Annotated in this window: 14 protein-coding genes; 10 read left to right on the plus strand and 4 right to left on the minus strand. The window is 68.9% G+C overall.

The genetic code is table 11. The annotated features are described in order from the left end of the window. Positions 1 to 65: 65 nt before the first annotated feature. The 3 genes from DOS48_RS25020 to DOS48_RS25030 all read left to right on the plus strand — a co-directional run bounded on the left by DOS48_RS25020 (position 66) and on the right by DOS48_RS25030 (position 4,412). Positions 66 to 2,615, plus strand: a complete 2,550-nt coding sequence (locus tag DOS48_RS25020; protein WP_127118315.1) for a GAF domain-containing protein — start codon at positions 66 to 68, stop codon at positions 2,613 to 2,615. Between the two features lie 102 nt (positions 2,616 to 2,717). Further along, a complete protein-coding gene (locus tag DOS48_RS25025; RefSeq protein ID WP_127118316.1) occupies positions 2,718 to 3,047 on the plus strand; it encodes a winged helix-turn-helix domain-containing protein in 330 nt (109 codons plus the stop codon). Between the two features lie 57 nt (positions 3,048 to 3,104). Beyond that, positions 3,105 to 4,412, plus strand: a complete 1,308-nt coding sequence (locus DOS48_RS25030; protein ID WP_127118317.1) for a tRNA (N(6)-L-threonylcarbamoyladenosine(37)-C(2))-methylthiotransferase — start codon at positions 3,105 to 3,107, stop codon at positions 4,410 to 4,412. Positions 4,413 to 4,452: 40 nt separating this feature from the next. Here the strand turns inward: DOS48_RS25030 and DOS48_RS29415 are convergent, their stop codons facing one another. Genes DOS48_RS29415 through DOS48_RS25040 form a run of 3 tightly spaced genes read right to left on the minus strand, consistent with a single transcriptional unit; the run spans position 4,453 to position 7,684 of the window. Further along, positions 4,453 to 4,923, minus strand: coding sequence for a sensor histidine kinase KdpD (locus DOS48_RS29415; RefSeq protein WP_244629339.1), 471 nt, complete (start codon positions 4,921 to 4,923; stop codon positions 4,453 to 4,455). Between the two features lie 36 nt (positions 4,924 to 4,959). Further along, positions 4,960 to 5,562: a hypothetical protein gene (locus tag DOS48_RS29420; RefSeq protein WP_244629340.1), complete on the minus strand. Its 603-nt coding sequence runs from the start codon at positions 5,560 to 5,562 to the stop codon at positions 4,960 to 4,962. 52 nt (positions 5,563 to 5,614) lie between these two features. Continuing rightward, on the minus strand, positions 5,615 to 7,684 hold the full coding sequence (locus tag DOS48_RS25040; protein ID WP_127118318.1) for a long-chain fatty acid--CoA ligase: 2,070 nt from the start codon (positions 7,682 to 7,684) through the stop codon (positions 5,615 to 5,617). A gap of 114 nt (positions 7,685 to 7,798) precedes the next feature. Here DOS48_RS25040 and DOS48_RS25045 point away from each other — a divergent pair, with 114 nt between their 5' ends. The 3 genes from DOS48_RS25045 to DOS48_RS25055 all read left to right on the plus strand — a co-directional run bounded on the left by DOS48_RS25045 (position 7,799) and on the right by DOS48_RS25055 (position 10,853). Then, entirely contained in the window at positions 7,799 to 8,344 is a 546-nt protein-coding gene (locus tag DOS48_RS25045; RefSeq protein WP_127118319.1) for a hypothetical protein, read from the plus strand. A gap of 69 nt (positions 8,345 to 8,413) precedes the next feature. After that, a complete protein-coding gene (locus DOS48_RS25050) occupies positions 8,414 to 10,276 on the plus strand; it encodes a helicase C-terminal domain-containing protein (RefSeq protein WP_127118320.1) in 1,863 nt (620 codons plus the stop codon). A 385-nt stretch (positions 10,277 to 10,661) separates the two neighbouring features. Further along, on the plus strand, positions 10,662 to 10,853 hold the full coding sequence (locus DOS48_RS25055) for a UPF0175 family protein (RefSeq protein ID WP_127118321.1): 192 nt from the start codon (positions 10,662 to 10,664) through the stop codon (positions 10,851 to 10,853). A 69-nt stretch (positions 10,854 to 10,922) separates the two neighbouring features. Here DOS48_RS25055 and DOS48_RS25060 read toward each other — a convergent pair whose 3' ends face one another. Then, complete coding sequence (locus tag DOS48_RS25060; RefSeq protein ID WP_127118322.1) at positions 10,923 to 12,029, minus strand: 60S ribosomal export protein NMD3; 1,107 nt, start codon at positions 12,027 to 12,029, stop codon at positions 10,923 to 10,925. Between the two features lie 123 nt (positions 12,030 to 12,152). Here DOS48_RS25060 and DOS48_RS25065 point away from each other — a divergent pair, with 123 nt between their 5' ends. The 4 genes from DOS48_RS25065 to hisS all read left to right on the plus strand — a co-directional run bounded on the left by DOS48_RS25065 (position 12,153) and on the right by hisS (position 15,016). After that, positions 12,153 to 12,506 carry a DNA-binding protein gene (locus DOS48_RS25065; protein ID WP_127118323.1) on the plus strand — a complete coding sequence of 118 codons (354 nt, stop codon included), beginning with the start codon at positions 12,153 to 12,155 and terminating at the stop codon, positions 12,504 to 12,506. Further along, positions 12,507 to 13,100: an asparagine synthase-related protein gene (locus DOS48_RS25070; RefSeq protein WP_127118324.1), complete on the plus strand. Its 594-nt coding sequence runs from the start codon at positions 12,507 to 12,509 to the stop codon at positions 13,098 to 13,100. It begins immediately after the preceding gene. An 81-nt stretch (positions 13,101 to 13,181) separates the two neighbouring features. After that, entirely contained in the window at positions 13,182 to 13,637 is a 456-nt protein-coding gene (locus tag DOS48_RS25075; protein WP_127118325.1) for a ferritin-like domain-containing protein, read from the plus strand. 56 nt (positions 13,638 to 13,693) lie between these two features. Continuing rightward, positions 13,694 to 15,016 carry a histidine--tRNA ligase gene (gene hisS / locus DOS48_RS25080; RefSeq protein WP_127118326.1) on the plus strand — a complete coding sequence of 441 codons (1,323 nt, stop codon included), beginning with the start codon at positions 13,694 to 13,696 and terminating at the stop codon, positions 15,014 to 15,016. The last annotated feature ends 30 nt before the right edge of the window (positions 15,017 to 15,046 follow it).

Genomic DNA, 15,046 nt, shown 5'->3' on the forward strand with positions numbered 1-15,046 from the left:
CGCTGCGGTCTCAGTTTCTGCTATCGGGGCGAAAGGTAGAATTGTCCGTAGCATCTTCGGGACCCATGGAGCCCGATCCCGCGGACGGCCGAGACGTTCCCGCGCTCGACGCCTTCCGCGGATCGGAGCCGGCCGGCGGGGGCCCGCGGCGAGTGCTGCTCGTCGACGACGAACCGGGCGCCGCCGACCTCGCGGCCACCCACGTCGAGCGCCTCGTCGACGGCGTCGAGACGGTGACGCGGACCTCGCCGGCGGACGCGCTCGCGGTGGTCCGCGAACAGCGCGTCGACTGTGTCGTCAGCGACTACAACATGCCCGAAAGCGACGGGCTCGAACTCCTCGAAGACGTTCGGGCGGTCGACCCCGGACTCCCATTCGTGCTGTTTACCGGCCGCGGGAGCGAGGAGATCGCGAGCGAGGCGATCTCGGCGGGCGTCACCGACTACCTCCAGAAGGGCGTCGGCCGCGACCGCTTCGAGATGCTCGCGAACAGCGTCGAAAACGCCCTCGACCGGCAACGCGTCGAGCGCGACCTCCGGGGGGTGAACGCGAAGGTCACCGCGATCCACGAGTTCGCCTCCGACGTGGCCGCGGCGGAAGACGCGGAAGACGTGTTAACGCGTCTCGTCTCCGCCGCCGAGCGAATACTGTCGTTCGACCGCTGCGTCTCTGTCCGCCGCCACGGCGACCAACTCATCCCTGCGGCGCGCTCGGAGAACGTCAGCGAAGACGAGGTCAGGACGTTCGACGTCGGCGAAGGCGTCGTCGGGGCCACCGTCGCCGAGGAGCGCACCATCGTCGTCGACAACCTCAGCGTCGACCCGTCTGACCCGGAGGAGCTCGAAGACCCGAACGACCCCGGACGGGAGACGGCGGGCAGGGCCACGGAAGCGGCATCAGCCCCCGCGGACGATCAGCGTCGCGCCGAGGAGCTGGCCGACCCGGTCGGCGACGACATTCGCTCTGCGATCAGCGTCCCGATCGGTTCGTACGGCGCGTTTCAGGCCGTCTCCGACGGGTACGCCGCCTTCGACCGGAGCGACGTCGAGTTCGCCGAGCTGCTGGCCGCGCACGCGGCCGACGCGCTCGAACAGATCGAGACGGAGAACACGCTGCGGACCGAGCGAGACCGGGTGGCGGCGCTCTTCGACGACCTCCCGCTGCCGGTGGCGAGGGCCGTTTCGTCGCCGGGGGACACGCCGAAGCTCGACGCCGTCAACGACGCGTTCGAGGCGGTGTTCGGACTCTCCGGGCCGGACCTCGACTACGCGACGATCCGCGAGGGGATCGTTCCGGAGGGGAGCGAGGATGTCGACCCCCTCCCGGTGATAGACGCCGCGGAGCCGCTACAGCGGGAGGTTGAGCGGGAGACGACCGACGGGCGCCGCAACTTCATCCTCAACGTCCTCCCGGTCGAACAGCCGAACGAGACGATCGTCTACGCCCTCTACGCCGACATCGACGAGCAGAAGCGGGTCGCACGGACCCTCCGGCGGCTCCACGAGACGACGCGGGAGATGCTCCGGGGCGAGGACCGCGAGGAGATCGCGTCGATCGCCACCCGAGCCGCGATCGACATCTTAGAGTTCCCGAGCAGCGGGGTCCGGCTGTACGACCCCGACACGAACACGCTGTTGCCGACCGCGATCAGCCGGGAGGCGACCGACGCGCTCGGCGAGCGCCCCGCGTACGGCCCCGGAAGCGGGCGCCTCTGGGAGGCGTTCGAGACGGGCGAGCTGGTCGTCGTCGACGACCTCAACGAGGTCGAGACCGCCATCGGCTACGGCGAGCACCGGAGCCTGCTCATCGTCCCGCTCGGCGACCACGGCATCATGCCGCTCGGCTCGCGGGAGCCGGGCGTGTTCGACGACACGGCGGTGCAGTTGGCGCGGGTCCTCGGCGCGAACGTGACCGTGGCGCTCGACCACGCGCAGCGCACGGCGCAGCTCCGCGAGCGCGACGCGGAGTTACAGCGGGAGATCGACCGCCTCGAAAAGTTCGCCGGCCTCGTCTCTCACGACCTCCGGAACCCGCTCAACGTCGCCGCCGGGCGGCTCGCCCTCGCGCAGGGGAAGGTCGACGACGAGGGCGCGCGCGAGGAGCTCGAAGCGGTCGCGGCCGCCCACGACCGGATGGAAGAGCTCATCGAGGACCTGCTCGCGCTGGCGCGACACGGCCAGACGGTCGACGAGCCGGAACCGGTCTCGCTCGCGGAGACGGCCGCGAGGGCGTGGCAGACCGTCGACACGGGGGACGCGGTGTTGCGGCGTCCCGACGACTCGCTCGCGGTCGAGGCCGACCCGGAGCGCCTGCGGACGCTCTTGGAGAACCTGTTTACCAACAGCGTCGAACACGGCGCGACCGCCGCCGACGCGGGGGCGGCCGACCACACTACGGTCACGGTCGGCCCGCTCTCAGACGGCTTCTACGTCGCCGACGACGGCCCCGGTTTCGAGATGGACCCCGAGGAGGCGGTCGAGTACGGCATCTCGAGTGACCCGTCCGGGACGGGCTTCGGGCTCGCGATCGTCCGGGAGATCGCGGCCGCACACGGCTGGACGCTCACGGTGACCGACGACGACGGTGTGCGGTTCGCGTTCCGAACCGACGGCTGAGCGCGCCGCAGACCTGGCGAAGTATATAAATGAGCCGTGGGCGTGCGGGAAGTGCGCACAGCCGAGCCACGGTTATGACCGATTCGACCGTGTACGTGTGATATGAACGACGGTACCCGCGAGCGGCTCGAACCACTCCCCCCGAGCGCCAAGTTGGTCTATTACGTCCTCGAAGAGGAGGGCCGATACGACCAGACCGGCCTCGCCGAGGAGACGCGTCTCTCGACCCGAACCGTCCGGTTCGCGGTCGAGAAACTCACCGATGTCGGTCTCGTCGAAGAGGGGCTCTGTCCCACGGACGCCCGGCGCTCCGTGTACGCCGTCGTCCCCGAGTCGGAGCGGTCGACCGAGTCCGAACCGGACGCGGCCGCCGACCCCGAGGCCACCTCCGACCCCGAGGCGACGACGGCGACGGCGGTCGCCGAGGACTGACGACGCCCTCCCCAATCGTCGCGTTTTTGCCCGCGCGACCGGTAGTACGCCCACTCGATGGCGACGTATCACATCGAAACGTACGGCTGCAGTTCAAACCGGGGCGAGAGCCGGGAGATAGAGCGGACGCTCCGTGACGGCGGTCACCGCCCGGCGGACGGTCCCGACGACGCGGACGTTGCCATCCTCAACACCTGTACGGTCGTCGAGAAGACGGAACGGAACATGCTCCGGCGCGCCGAGGAGCTAGAGGAGAAGACGGCCGACCTCGTCGTCACCGGCTGTATGGCCCTCGCGCAGGGCGACACCTTCCGCGAGGCCGGCGTCGACGCCGAGATTCTCCACTGGGACGAGGTGGCCTCGCACGTCCTCAACGGGGAGTGTCCCACCGTCACCCCCGACGCCGAACCCGTCCTCGACGGCGTCGTCGGCATCCTTCCCATCGCGCGCGGCTGTATGAGCAACTGCTCGTACTGTATCACCAAGTTCGCGACCGGCCGCGTCGACTCGCCGTCGGTCGAGGAGAACGTCGAGAAGGCGCGGGCGCTGGTCCACGCCGGCGCCAAGGAGATCCGCGTCACCGGACAGGACACCGGCGTCTACGGCTGGGACGACGGCGACCGGAAGCTCCCGGAGCTGCTCGACCGGATCTGCGACATCGACGGCGAGTTCCGGGTGCGGCTCGGGATGGCCAACCCCGGCGGGATCCACGGCATCCACGAGGAGTTGGCCGACGTGTTCGCCGAAAACGAGGAGTTGTACGACTTCATTCACGCGCCGGTCCAGTCGGGCTCCGACGAGGTGCTCGAAGAGATGCGCCGCCAACATCGCGTCGACAAGTTCCGCGAGGTCGTCGCGACGTTCGACGACCGGCTCGACCACTGGACGCTCTCGACCGACTTCATCGTGGGCTTCCCGACGGAGACCGACGCCGACCACGAGCGGTCGATGGATCTGCTCGCTGAGGTCCGACCGGAGAAGATCAACGTCACGCGCTTCTCGAAGCGTCCCGGCACCGACGCGGCCGAGATGAAGGGGCTCGGCGGGACAATTAAAAAGGAGCGCTCGAAGGCGATGTCCGAACTGAAGATGGAGGTCGTCGCCGAGGCGTACGAGGCGATGGTCGGCGAGACGTTCGAGGTGCTCGTCGTCGAGGAGGGCACCGGCGACTCCGTGAAGTGTCGCGACGGCGCGTATCGCCAGATAATCGTCCAGAACGCGACCGACCGCGGGGTCGAGGTCGGAGAGTTCCTCGAAGTGACGGTAACCGGCCACAACACCGTCTACGCGTTCGGCGAACCGACGGACGCGGACGCGACCGCCGAGCGCGACGAGCGGCCGGAGTCGACGCCCTCCTCCGCGTGAGCGCGAGCCGAATTTCGTCGGAGCGTCCGGGCGCCGCGGGTTAGTCGCGCTCGGCGAACCCGGCCGTCGGTGACGCCGAGCCGCTACTGATCGGGCCGGCGTCGCGCTGGTCCGGAAGCCGGATGCGAACGACGGTGCCCGTCGGCTCGTTGTCGGCGAACTCGACCGTGCCGCCGGAGCGGGTGACGGTCCAGTAGATCATCCACAGACCGAGCCCCTCGGTGTGTGCGAGGGGCGTCTCCTCGACGTTTTCCAGGGCTTCCCGCTCTTTGGGGGGAATCCCCTGGCCGGTGTCTTCGATGTCGACGCAGCGCGTCCCGTCGGCGGCCTCCCACACCCGAACCGTGACGGCGGTGTCGTCGGGCGTGTGGTCGACCGCGTTTCGGAGCGCCTCCTCTATCGCGAGCGGGACCGCAGGGTGCGCTTGGACGACGCAGTCGTCGGCGACCGCTGTCCGGATGTCGGCGTCGGGGTGGTTCGCGGTCAGCTGCGCCACGCGCTCGTCGACCACGCCGGCGAGCGCGAGCGGGTACCGCGCGTCCGTCCGCTAGATCGACGCGATCCGGCGCGTCCGGTCGCTCGTCTCCGCGAGGTCTTTTAAGTGACTCCGGGCCGTCCCGGCCCGCTCCGCGAGTTCGTCCGCGTCGTCTACGGTTTCGATGCCGTCGAGCGTGCCGAGCGCGACCGAGAGCTCGGTCCGGATGTTGTGGCGCAACACCCGGTCGCTGATAGAGAGGAGGGTGGTGAGCTCCTGCGCCTCGGTGAGCTGTTCGTCCGCTTTGACCACGTACAGGCCGCCGCGCGACCCGACCGCCGCACCGAGGCTCGCGGCGAACGAGACCAGAAACGAGAACTTGAACGCGTGGTGTTCGAGCCACCAGATCGTCCAGATGATGACCGCGAGGACGGAGAAAAAGAGGATCACGGCGGCACAGATGCGTACCGCCCGCCACTCGCCGGCCCGAGAGAGGTCCCATCGAGCGACGTCGACGGCGGTGTATACGCCGACGGCGGCGAGCGGGAACACGAGCGCAAACTCGAGCAGCGTCGCGACTCCCCCGCCGGCGAAGACGAGGTGGCCCGCGCCGAGCGCGACACAGACCCCTCCCAGCGCGGCGAATCCGTGGCAGGGAGCGACCCGTTGGATCATCAGTAACCGTATCGCGTCCCGACGTATAGCCGTTTGCGTCGCCGGCCGGCCCCTACGCGTCGTCGTAGATCATCTCCACGTCGTCGGCGAACCGGTCTAAGATGTTGCGGCGCTTCTTCTTCATCGTGGGCGTGAGAAGATCGTTGTCCTCGCTGAACTCCTCTTCGACGAGGCGGAACTGTTTGATCTGCTCGTACGACTCGAACTCCTCGTTGACGCGGTCGACCTCCGCCTCGATGCGCTCGCGGACGCGGTCGTCACGACAGATCGACCGAGGCTCGTCGGCGAGGTCGATACCGCGCGTCTCCGCCCACGACGCCAGCTTCTCGAAGTTCGGGACGATGAGCGCGGAGACGAACTTCCGCCCGTCGCCGAGGACGACGCACTGCTCGACGAACTCGTTTGCGGCGAACCGGTCTTCGATCGGGCCGGGCGCGACGTTTTTGCCGGTCGAGAGCACGAGCAGCTGCTTTGCGCGCTCGCGGAAGGCGACGTAGCCGTCCGGCCGGAGTTGGACGATGTCGCCCGTGTTGAACCACGGGTCGTCCGGGTCCCCGCCGCGTTCGTCCGGGGGCGTGCCGGCGACGACGGCGTCGTCGGGAAGTCGGTCCGGTTCGGTGAACGCCTCCGCCGTCGCGTCCGGGCGGTTCCAGTAGCCGTCGGTCACCTGCGGCCCGCGAACGAGCAGTTCGCCCACGTCGCCGGGGAGGTTCGCGACCTCGTCGCCGACGACCGTCCCGTCGATGGCGACCTCGGTGTCGAGGACCGGCGTGCCAACGGTGCCGACCTTCGGCTCCTCGGGCGGGTTCACGCAGATCACCGGCGAGGTCTCCGTCAGCCCGTACCCCTCCAGTATCGGCAGGTCCATCGCGTGGTACAGCGAGCAGAGCTCCGCCGACAGCGACCCGCCCCCGGAGATGAAAAACTCGATGTTGCCGCCGATCGCCTCGCGGACCGACGAGAAGACGAGGCGGTCCGCGATAGCGCGTTTCGCGTCGAGGACGGCCCCCGGATCGTCGGCCTCGTGGTGCGCTTGCCCGACTCCGACCGCCCACTCGAAGATGCGCTCTTTGACCGGCGACTCGCTCGCCTGCTCGCGGATCGCGTCGTACAGCTTCTCGTAGACGCGCGGGACGCTCGTCGTCGTCGTCGGGCGGACCAGTTGAAAGTCCTCTCTGAGCGTGTCGGGGCTCTCGGCGTAACAGACCGTCGCGCCGGCGGCGAACATCATGTAGTGGCCGGCGAGCCGCTCGAAGACGTGCGCGAGGGGGAGGAACGAGAGCGTCGTCGACTCGGCGCTGACGCCCGGCGTGCCGGGGGCGCGGCCGGGATGGTCGGCGAACCGCCGGTAACACTGGTTGACGTTCTCGCGGAAGTTCGCGTGGGTGAGGCGGACGCCCTTCGGCTGGCCGGTCGTCCCGGAGGTGTAGATGAGACTCGCAAGATCCGTCATCTCGGCCGCGTCGATCCACGACTCGTAGGCCGCCACGTCGAGCGTCTCGTCGCCGAGCGCGTGGACCTCGCCGAGGGTGTACACGTCGTCGACGGACAGCGCCGAGGGCTCGTCGCCCGCGTCGCCCTCCAGCCGCCGCGCGACCGCGTCCGGGTCGATATCGTCGAACGTCACGACCGCGTCGAGCTCGTGGTCGAGGTCGTCGACGACTTCGAGCACCTCGTCGAGCAGTTCGCGGTTCTCCGCGACCACGACGGTCGCTTCCGGGTCCGCGAGCAGGTAGCGGACCTGTCGGGGCGACGAGGAGGCGTACACGGTCGTGACCGTCGCGCCGGCGGCCAGCGCGGCGAAGTCGGTCTGAGCCCACTCCATGCGGGTCTGGGCGTACAGCGCCACGCGGGTGTCGGCCTCGACGCCGAGTTCGCGGAACCCGGCCGCGAGCCGCCGGACGATGTCGCGCATCTCGGCGTAGGTCACGTCGCCGTACTCGCCCGCACCGGCGGCCGGAAGGACGCCGCTCGAAACGAGCGACCGGTCGTAGATTCCGCCTTTATACCGCTGGGCGAGTCGGTCCGCGTTGCGCTCGGCGGACCGCTCGAACATCCGGGGGAGGGTCTCTCGGGCGACCACGTCGTCGGTGAACTCCCGCTCCGCCTCTCGCCAGTTCATACCTGCTTCGACCCACCCAAAGAGTATAAACGATCGGGTAGTTTCGAGTTCATTCCGCGTCCGGGCCGCCTCGGCAGGAAACTTATTGTACGGTGATACGTACGGCGACGCAGTATGACCGAGCGGGAACAGGCGTCGTGGTACGACTCACGGGTCGGGAGGCTCTTCTACTGGGGACTGCTGGTCGCGACGCTGATCGGCGTCGCCCTCTCGTCGACGACGGTCCTCGACACCGAACCCGTCATCCCCGCCGGCGTGTATCTGTTCGGGTTCCTCGGGGCCACCGTCTACGCGTTCACGAGCTTCGCGAATCGGTTCGACGAGGACGGGCGGTACCGCCTGAAGGTGTTCAGCCGGACCGTCGCCGCGCTCCCGCTCGCGGCCGGGGTGTACCTGCTCGCGTTCGCGTTCACCGGCTTCGACGGTGCCGGTGCGGCCGACGGGGCGGCGAACGGAGCGCAGGGGGTCGCGGGGGACCGCGTCGTCGCCGGAGTGGTGTTCCTCGCGGGCCTGTACGTCAGCACGGCGCTTCAGGCCCTCGGCGGGGTCGCGGACCGGCTTCTCGGCGTGGACCGCGGCGATTCCGACGACGAGACGGCCGATAACGTCGACGAGAGCGCCGAGGACGGGGCGGACGCCGACGAGGCACAGACCGAGTGACGCCGACGCTCGGTCGACGGATCGACCGAGAGGCGAGGGTTTAATCCCGAGAGACGGCGAGGGACCGCTGTGGACCCCGACCGGATCCCCGCCGAATTCCCCGCCCCCAGTTTCAGAGGGGCCCAGGAGCAGGCGCTCGCGGACATCCGCGACGCGTACGCCGCCGGCAACGACGTGGTGTTGGTGCGCGCGCCGACCGGGAGCGGCAAGTCGCTCCTCGCGCGGGCCATCATGGGCGCGGCGGCGACCGTCGAGGAGACGGCCCCGAGCGAGGCGACGGGCGCGTACTACACCACCCCGCAGGTGTCACAGATCGACGACGTGGAGGCCGACGACCTGCTCGACGATTTGGCGGTGATCCGCGGGAAGTCGAACTACGACTGTATCCTCCCCGGCGAACACGACACGCCGGTCAACCGCGCGCCCTGCGTCCGCCAGCAGGGGTTCGACTGCTCGGTGAGACACCGCTGTCCGTACTTCTCCGACCGCGCCATCGCCTCCGGGAACCGCTACGCCGCCATGACGTTAGCCTACTTCATGCGGACCGCCGGCTCCGAGGTGTTCCGGAAGCGCGACGTGACCGTGATAGACGAGGCCCACGGGCTCGCCGAGTGGGCCGAGATGTACGCGACGATCGAACTCTCGCCCGACCGCGTGCCCGTCTGGGACGAGGTCGGCGTCCCCGACGTGAACGCCGACGCCGGACCCGAGGAGGACGCGCTCGACCGCACCGCCCGGTTCGTCGCCGCGCTCCGCGACACCGCGAAGCGAGCGAAAGACGAGCTGACGGGACGGCCCGAACTCGACCGCGAGGAGGTCGCGCGCCGCGACCGGCTCCAAGAGTTGATCAGCGAACTCGGCTGGTTCTTAGAGGACTACCGCGACCCGCAGTCGCCCACCACGTGGGTCGTCGACCAGCCCGACGGCGAGAACTCGGCGCTCGCCATCAAGCCGCTCGACCCGGCCCGCTACCTGCAACACACGGTGTGGGACCGCGGCAACAAGTTCGCGCTGCTTTCGGCCACCATCCTCTCGAAGGACGCGTTCTGTCGCGGGGTCGGCCTCAACCCCGCGAACGTCGCGCTCGTCGACGTGGACCACACGTTCCCCCTCGCGAACCGACGGCTGTACGACGTGACGCAGGGGTCGATGACCTACGAACACCGCGAGGAGACGGTCCCGAAGATCGCCCGGCTCATCGTCCGGCTGATGGCCGAACACCCGGACGAGAAGGGGCTCGTCCACGCCCACTCGTACGACATCGCCGGACGGCTCACGGAGCTGCTCGGGCAGTTCGGCGTCGCCGCGCGCGTCAGGCGTCACGACCGCGCGAACCGCGACGCGGAGCTCGCGGCCTGGAAGGCGAGCGCGGACCCGGAGGTGTTCATCTCGGTGAAGATGGAGGAGGCGCTCGACCTGCGCGACGACCTCTGCCGCTGGCAGGTGGTGTGTAAGGCGCCGTACCGCAACACCAACGACTCGCGGGTCGCCCGCCGGCTCGAAGACGACCAGTGGGCGTGGTATCACCGGACCGCCCTCCGGACCGTCATCCAAGCGTGCGGTCGCGTCGTCCGTGCGCCCGACGACTACGGCGCGACGTACCTCGCCGACGACTCCCTCCTCGATCTGTTCGATCGCGCGGCGGCCGACACCCCGCCGTGGTTCCGCGATCAGATAGACGCCATGACGACGCCGACGCTGCCCGACTTCGACCCCGCGGCCGCGCTCGCCGGCATCGACGCCGAGCCGTCCGGCCCGTCGCGGGCCGGCAGCCGGACCGGGCCGACGCGCGGCGACTCGCCCGGCCGTGACGGACACGGCGGGGGTGAGTCGAGCGCAAACGCCGACAGCGGGACGACACAGACGCGCTCGGAGACGGACGCGGCGCGACGAAAGGACCATCCGCTCTCCGATATCTGGGGCGACGGCTAGGGATTGTCGGCGGTGGAGGTCGAAGCGGTGGTGGTCCAAGACCCGGACCGGAGGTGTGAGTCCGTTATGTTCGGTCCTTACAGGAACGCGAACGAGACTCCCCACAGCACCATGGAACTGACCATGATGAAGGCAAAGAACAGCGCGAACAGCTGTGATCTGTCCATATATCAGGTACAACTGCAGAGCGTAATAACTCCTGCGGGCGCGACCGCCCCGAATTCGAGCCGCGCGTGACGAACGTCGGTCGGTATTCGCCACACGCCCAACTGGAACGGGTTAAATTACCACGGACTGGACGATCGTCAATATATATCGTATAAGGTGTATCATGACCCTCAATCAATTAGTAACCTTCATAAACCCTCACGTCGGTACGGTAGGTATGGCAACGAACGGGCTGTCGACCGCGCTGACGCTGTACGGGGCGCGAACACTGACACTCTCTCAGGCCGCCGCACAAGCCGGACTCAGCGAAGCGGAGTTCGTCGAGCAGTTAGAACGCCGAGGCATCGACGTGACCGACTCGGAGCGCGCCGCCGCGCTCGGCGAGGAACAGCCCGCCCACGCCGACTAACGGCGACCCGCGTTCTGTGGCTGTCGGCGTTGTTTTTTATACCGTAGCGACGGCGCTCGCCGTCAGAGGCTATTCTTCCGGGACGAGATGGACCGTCCCGGCGTGTTCGAAGGCCAGCACCGCGTCGGCGTCGTCGTCGACGAAGTCGGGGTTCGGGACCGTCTTCGCCTCGTAGGTGACCGGGTCGAGCACCTGGATCGCGTTCTCGTCTTCGACCGTGACCACCGTCGTCTCCACGGCGTCGTCGCGACGGCCGAGCCGAGTCGCGTCCGGGGCGGCCGCGTCCTCGAACTCGGAGACGTACTCCGCGCCGGTCGCGAGGCGGACGCCGCGGAGCCGGTCGGTGACGCTCGTGACCAGCACGGGACCGTCGCCGTCCTCGGGGTCGATTATCTCGTCGGGGGCGTACCGCGGGAGCCGGACCGCGAACGTCACCCGGTACACCTCGTTGCCGTCGCTGTCCTCGGTGACGAGCGTCGGGTACGACTCGAAGCTCCCGCCGAGCGACTCCGTGATCCGCGTCGCGACGTTCTGTGCGAGCCGGTTCGAGGAGAGCTTGATGTCCGGCCCGTCGTCGGTCTCTTTGACCTCCGTGATGAACGCCTCGCGGTCGCCGTCGGACTCCTGGTCGGCGACGTACGACTCGGCGATGTCGAGCGCCTCGGCGCGCTCGGCCGGCGTCAGGGCGCGCTCGTCGGCGCGGACCTGGACGATGCCGGCGTAGTAGCCGCCGGCGATGCGACCGCAGCGGTCACAGGTCCCCCGCGATATCTTGACCGGGACCATGACCTCGGCCGAGCGGAGCGTCCCGCGGACGACCCCCGAGAACTGACAGTGCATCCGGACGGTGTTCTGGTCGACCTGTTCGGGCTCGACGCCCCACTCGACCTCTTCGGCGTCGACGTGGACTCCGAGCGCCTCGGCGACCTCGTCGACGGCGACGTCGGTGTAGTCGCGCGCGCCCACGTCTCGCCACGACTCGCCGCGCCGGACGGCGCCGCAGCCGGAACAGACCAGCACCTCGATCCGGTCGGGCGCGTCGACCAACTCGAAGTCCTCGAAGTAGCAGTCGTCACACAGCAGCGCGTCCCGCCCTCGGGGGTCGCCGGGCAGCGGCTCGCGCCGCTCCGGGACGGTATCGCCACACCGGGGACAGAACTCCCGCGACTCGCTCATTGAGCGCGGCTACGCCGAGGACGCGTTTAAGCGGCCCGGACCGTCCCCGCGGGGAGGTGAGTCGGGCGCCTCGCGCCCGAAGCCTCCGAAATCGTTTTTCGCCCGGACCGAGAACAGGCGTTCATGAGCGGGAACCCCGACGACGAACGGCTCGAAGAGCTGCGAGAACAGAAGATGGAGGAGCTTCGCGAGCAGAAGCAGGGCGGCGAGGCCAACGCCGAGGCGCAACAGGAGGCCCAACAGCGCGCAGAAGCCCAACAGGAAGCCGTCCTCAAACAGTACCTCACGGACGGCGCGCGCCAGCGGCTCAACGCGGTCGCGATGTCGAAGCCGGAGTTCGGCGAGAAGGTCAAAAAGCAGGTCGCGGCGCTCGCACAGAGCGGTCGCGTGCAGGGCCAGATCGACGAAGACCAGATGCGGGACCTCTTAAAAGAGCTCCAGCCCGACCAGCAGAGTTTCGACATCCGGCGGCGATAGATGGAGCTCGCGCTGCTGTACAGCGGGGGAAAAGACTCCTCGCTCGCCGCCCACCTGCTCGATCGGTTCTACGACGTGCGCTGCGTCACCGGCAGCTTCGGGCTCACCGACGACTGGAAACACGCGGAGCGGGCGGCGTCCGAGCTCGGGTTCCCCTTCGAACGGGTCGAGCTCGACCGCGACATCGCCGAGGAGGCCGTCGAGACGATGATCGCCGACGGCTATCCGCGAAACGGCATCCAGCACGTCCACGAACACGCCTTGGAGACGATCGGCGGGCGCGACGTCGACGCCATCGCGGACGGCACGCGCCGCGACGACCGGGTGCCGAGCGTGTCGCGCGCGCAGGCACAGAGCCTCGAAGACCGCCACGAGATCGATTACATCTCCCCGCTGTCCGGGTTCGGCCGCCACGCCGTCGACCGGCTCGTCGAGGAGACGTTCGACGTCCAGCAGGGGCCGAGCGAGGAGGTGCCGAAGGCCGACTACGAGGACGAACTCCGGACGCTCATCGCCGACACGCACGACGCGGCGACCGTCGACGAGGTGTTTCCGGACCACCACCAGACGTACGTCCACGGTCGGACCGACTGACAGGGCACTCGACCGCGCGTGAGTTCTCACCGGGCCGGGACGGCCGGAACGACTTTCGGGTCCCCACCCGTATGACCGCGTATGTCATCTGAACGAGTCGTCGAGCTGCTCCGAGCCGCGTACGCCGACGAGATCGAGACCGTGATGAACTACCAGACGAACGCCATCGTCCTCGACGGCGTCCGCGCCGAGGAGATCAAAGAGAGCCTGAAACAGGACATTCAGGAGGAACTCGGCCACGCAGAGCAGATCGGACAGCGACTCAAACAGCTCGACGCGCGGCCGCCGGGCTCGGCCGAGTTCACGGCCAGACAGCACTCCTTGCAGCCGCCGGAGGACTCGACCGACGTACTCACCGTCATCAACGGCGTCCTCGACGCCGAAGAGGACGCGATCGCGACCTACCGCGACCTCGTGAACGCGGCCGACGAGGCCGACGACCCGGTCACCGAGGACCTCGCCGTGACCTTACTCTCTGACGAGGAGGCCCACCGGACCGAGTTCCGCGGGTTCCAGAAGGAGTACCAGCGCGAATAGGGCCGTCCCCGCCCCGAAAGGATGCTTTCAAGCGGGCGGTCGTCGAACCGACGCGTATGTACGACGGCCTCAAGGGATTCCGCGACTTCTACCCCGGCGAGCAGTCCGCTCGCCGCGAGGTGACCGACGCAATCGAGGACGCCGCAAGCCGACACGGCTTCCGCGAGATCGCCACCCCCGCCTTGGAGCGCACGGAGATGTACGTCGACAAGTCCGGCGAGGAGATAGTTGAGGAGCTGTACGCCTTCGACGACAAGGGCGGCCGCGGCGTCTCGCTCACCCCGGAGCTCACCCCGACCGTCGCCCGGATGGTCGTCGCGAAGGGGCAGGAGCTGTCGAAGCCGATCAAGTGGGTCTCCACGCGGCCGTTCTGGCGCTACGAACAGGTCCAGCAGGGCCGCTTCCGCGAGTTCTATCAGACGAACATCGACGTGTTCGGCTCGTCGGCGCCCGAGGCCGACGCCGAGGTGCTGGCGGTCGCCGCCGACGCCCTGACCGACCTGGGCCTCACGGCCGACGACTTCGAGTTCCGCGTCTCGCACCGCGACATCTTGGGCGGGCTCGTCCGCGCGCTCGCCGACGACCCGGACGCGGTGGACACGGAGGCCGCGATCCGCGCGGTCGACAAGCGCGCGAAGGTCGACGACGCCGAGTACCTCGGGCTCCTCTCGGACGCCGGCCTCGATCGGCCGACGGCCCGCGAGTTCGACGACCTCATCTCGGGCGTCGAGACCGTCGACGACCTCGACGCGGTCGCGGCGGCCGGCGGCGACGCGGTCGAGGCGGCGGTCGAGAACCTCCGGAACGTGCTCGCCGCGGCCGACGACTTCGGCGCGGGCGAGTTCTGTGAGGTGTCGCTGACGACCGCGCGCGGCCTCGACTACTACACCGGCGTCGTCTTCGAGTGCTTCGACTCCACCGGCGAGGTGTCCCGCTCCGTCTTCGGCGGCGGGCGCTACGACGACCTCATCGAGAGCTTCGGCGGCCAGCCGACCCCCGCGGTCGGCGTCGCACCCGGTCACGCCACCCTCAAACTCCTCTGTCAGCGCGCCGGCGTCTGGCCCGACGAGGAGTTGACGACCGACTACTACGTGCTCAGCGTGGGCGACACGCGGAGCGAGGCGGCCGACCTCGCGGGCGACCTCCGGGCGCTCGGCGACGACGTGGTCGTCGAACAGGACGTCTCCGGCCGCTCGTTCGGCGCGCAGTTGGGGTACGCCGACTCGATCAACGCCGAGACGGTCGTGGTGGTCGGCGAGCGCGACTTAGCGAACGGCGAGTACACGATTAAAGACATGGCGAGCGGCGACGAGACGACCGTCCCGGTCGACGAGTTCCCGCCCGAATCGGGGCTGCCCACGTACGACGACTACGAGTAACGCACCGGCCCGCATCGCGATCATTTTTCC

Source organism: Halorubrum sp. PV6, from assembly GCF_003990725.2.
Lineage (GTDB): Archaea > Halobacteriota > Halobacteria > Halobacteriales > Haloferacaceae > Halorubrum.

Coding starts and splice junctions, on each gene's coding strand:
- DOS48_RS25020 (WP_127118315.1), top strand. CDS start 66: ATGGAGCCCGATCCCGCGGACGGCCGAGACGTTCCCGCGCTCGACGCC.
- DOS48_RS25025 (WP_127118316.1), top strand. CDS start 2,718: ATGAACGACGGTACCCGCGAGCGGCTCGAACCACTCCCCCCGAGCGCC.
- DOS48_RS25030 (WP_127118317.1), top strand. CDS start 3,105: ATGGCGACGTATCACATCGAAACGTACGGCTGCAGTTCAAACCGGGGC.
- DOS48_RS29420 (WP_244629340.1), bottom strand. CDS start 5,562: ATGATCCAACGGGTCGCTCCCTGCCACGGATTCGCCGCGCTGGGAGGG.
- DOS48_RS25040 (WP_127118318.1), bottom strand. CDS start 7,684: ATGAACTGGCGAGAGGCGGAGCGGGAGTTCACCGACGACGTGGTCGCC.
- DOS48_RS25045 (WP_127118319.1), top strand. CDS start 7,799: ATGACCGAGCGGGAACAGGCGTCGTGGTACGACTCACGGGTCGGGAGG.
- DOS48_RS25055 (WP_127118321.1), top strand. CDS start 10,662: ATGGCAACGAACGGGCTGTCGACCGCGCTGACGCTGTACGGGGCGCGA.
- DOS48_RS25060 (WP_127118322.1), bottom strand. CDS start 12,029: ATGAGCGAGTCGCGGGAGTTCTGTCCCCGGTGTGGCGATACCGTCCCG.
- DOS48_RS25065 (WP_127118323.1), top strand. CDS start 12,153: ATGAGCGGGAACCCCGACGACGAACGGCTCGAAGAGCTGCGAGAACAG.
- DOS48_RS25070 (WP_127118324.1), top strand. CDS start 12,507: ATGGAGCTCGCGCTGCTGTACAGCGGGGGAAAAGACTCCTCGCTCGCC.
- DOS48_RS25075 (WP_127118325.1), top strand. CDS start 13,182: ATGTCATCTGAACGAGTCGTCGAGCTGCTCCGAGCCGCGTACGCCGAC.
- hisS (WP_127118326.1), top strand. CDS start 13,694: ATGTACGACGGCCTCAAGGGATTCCGCGACTTCTACCCCGGCGAGCAG.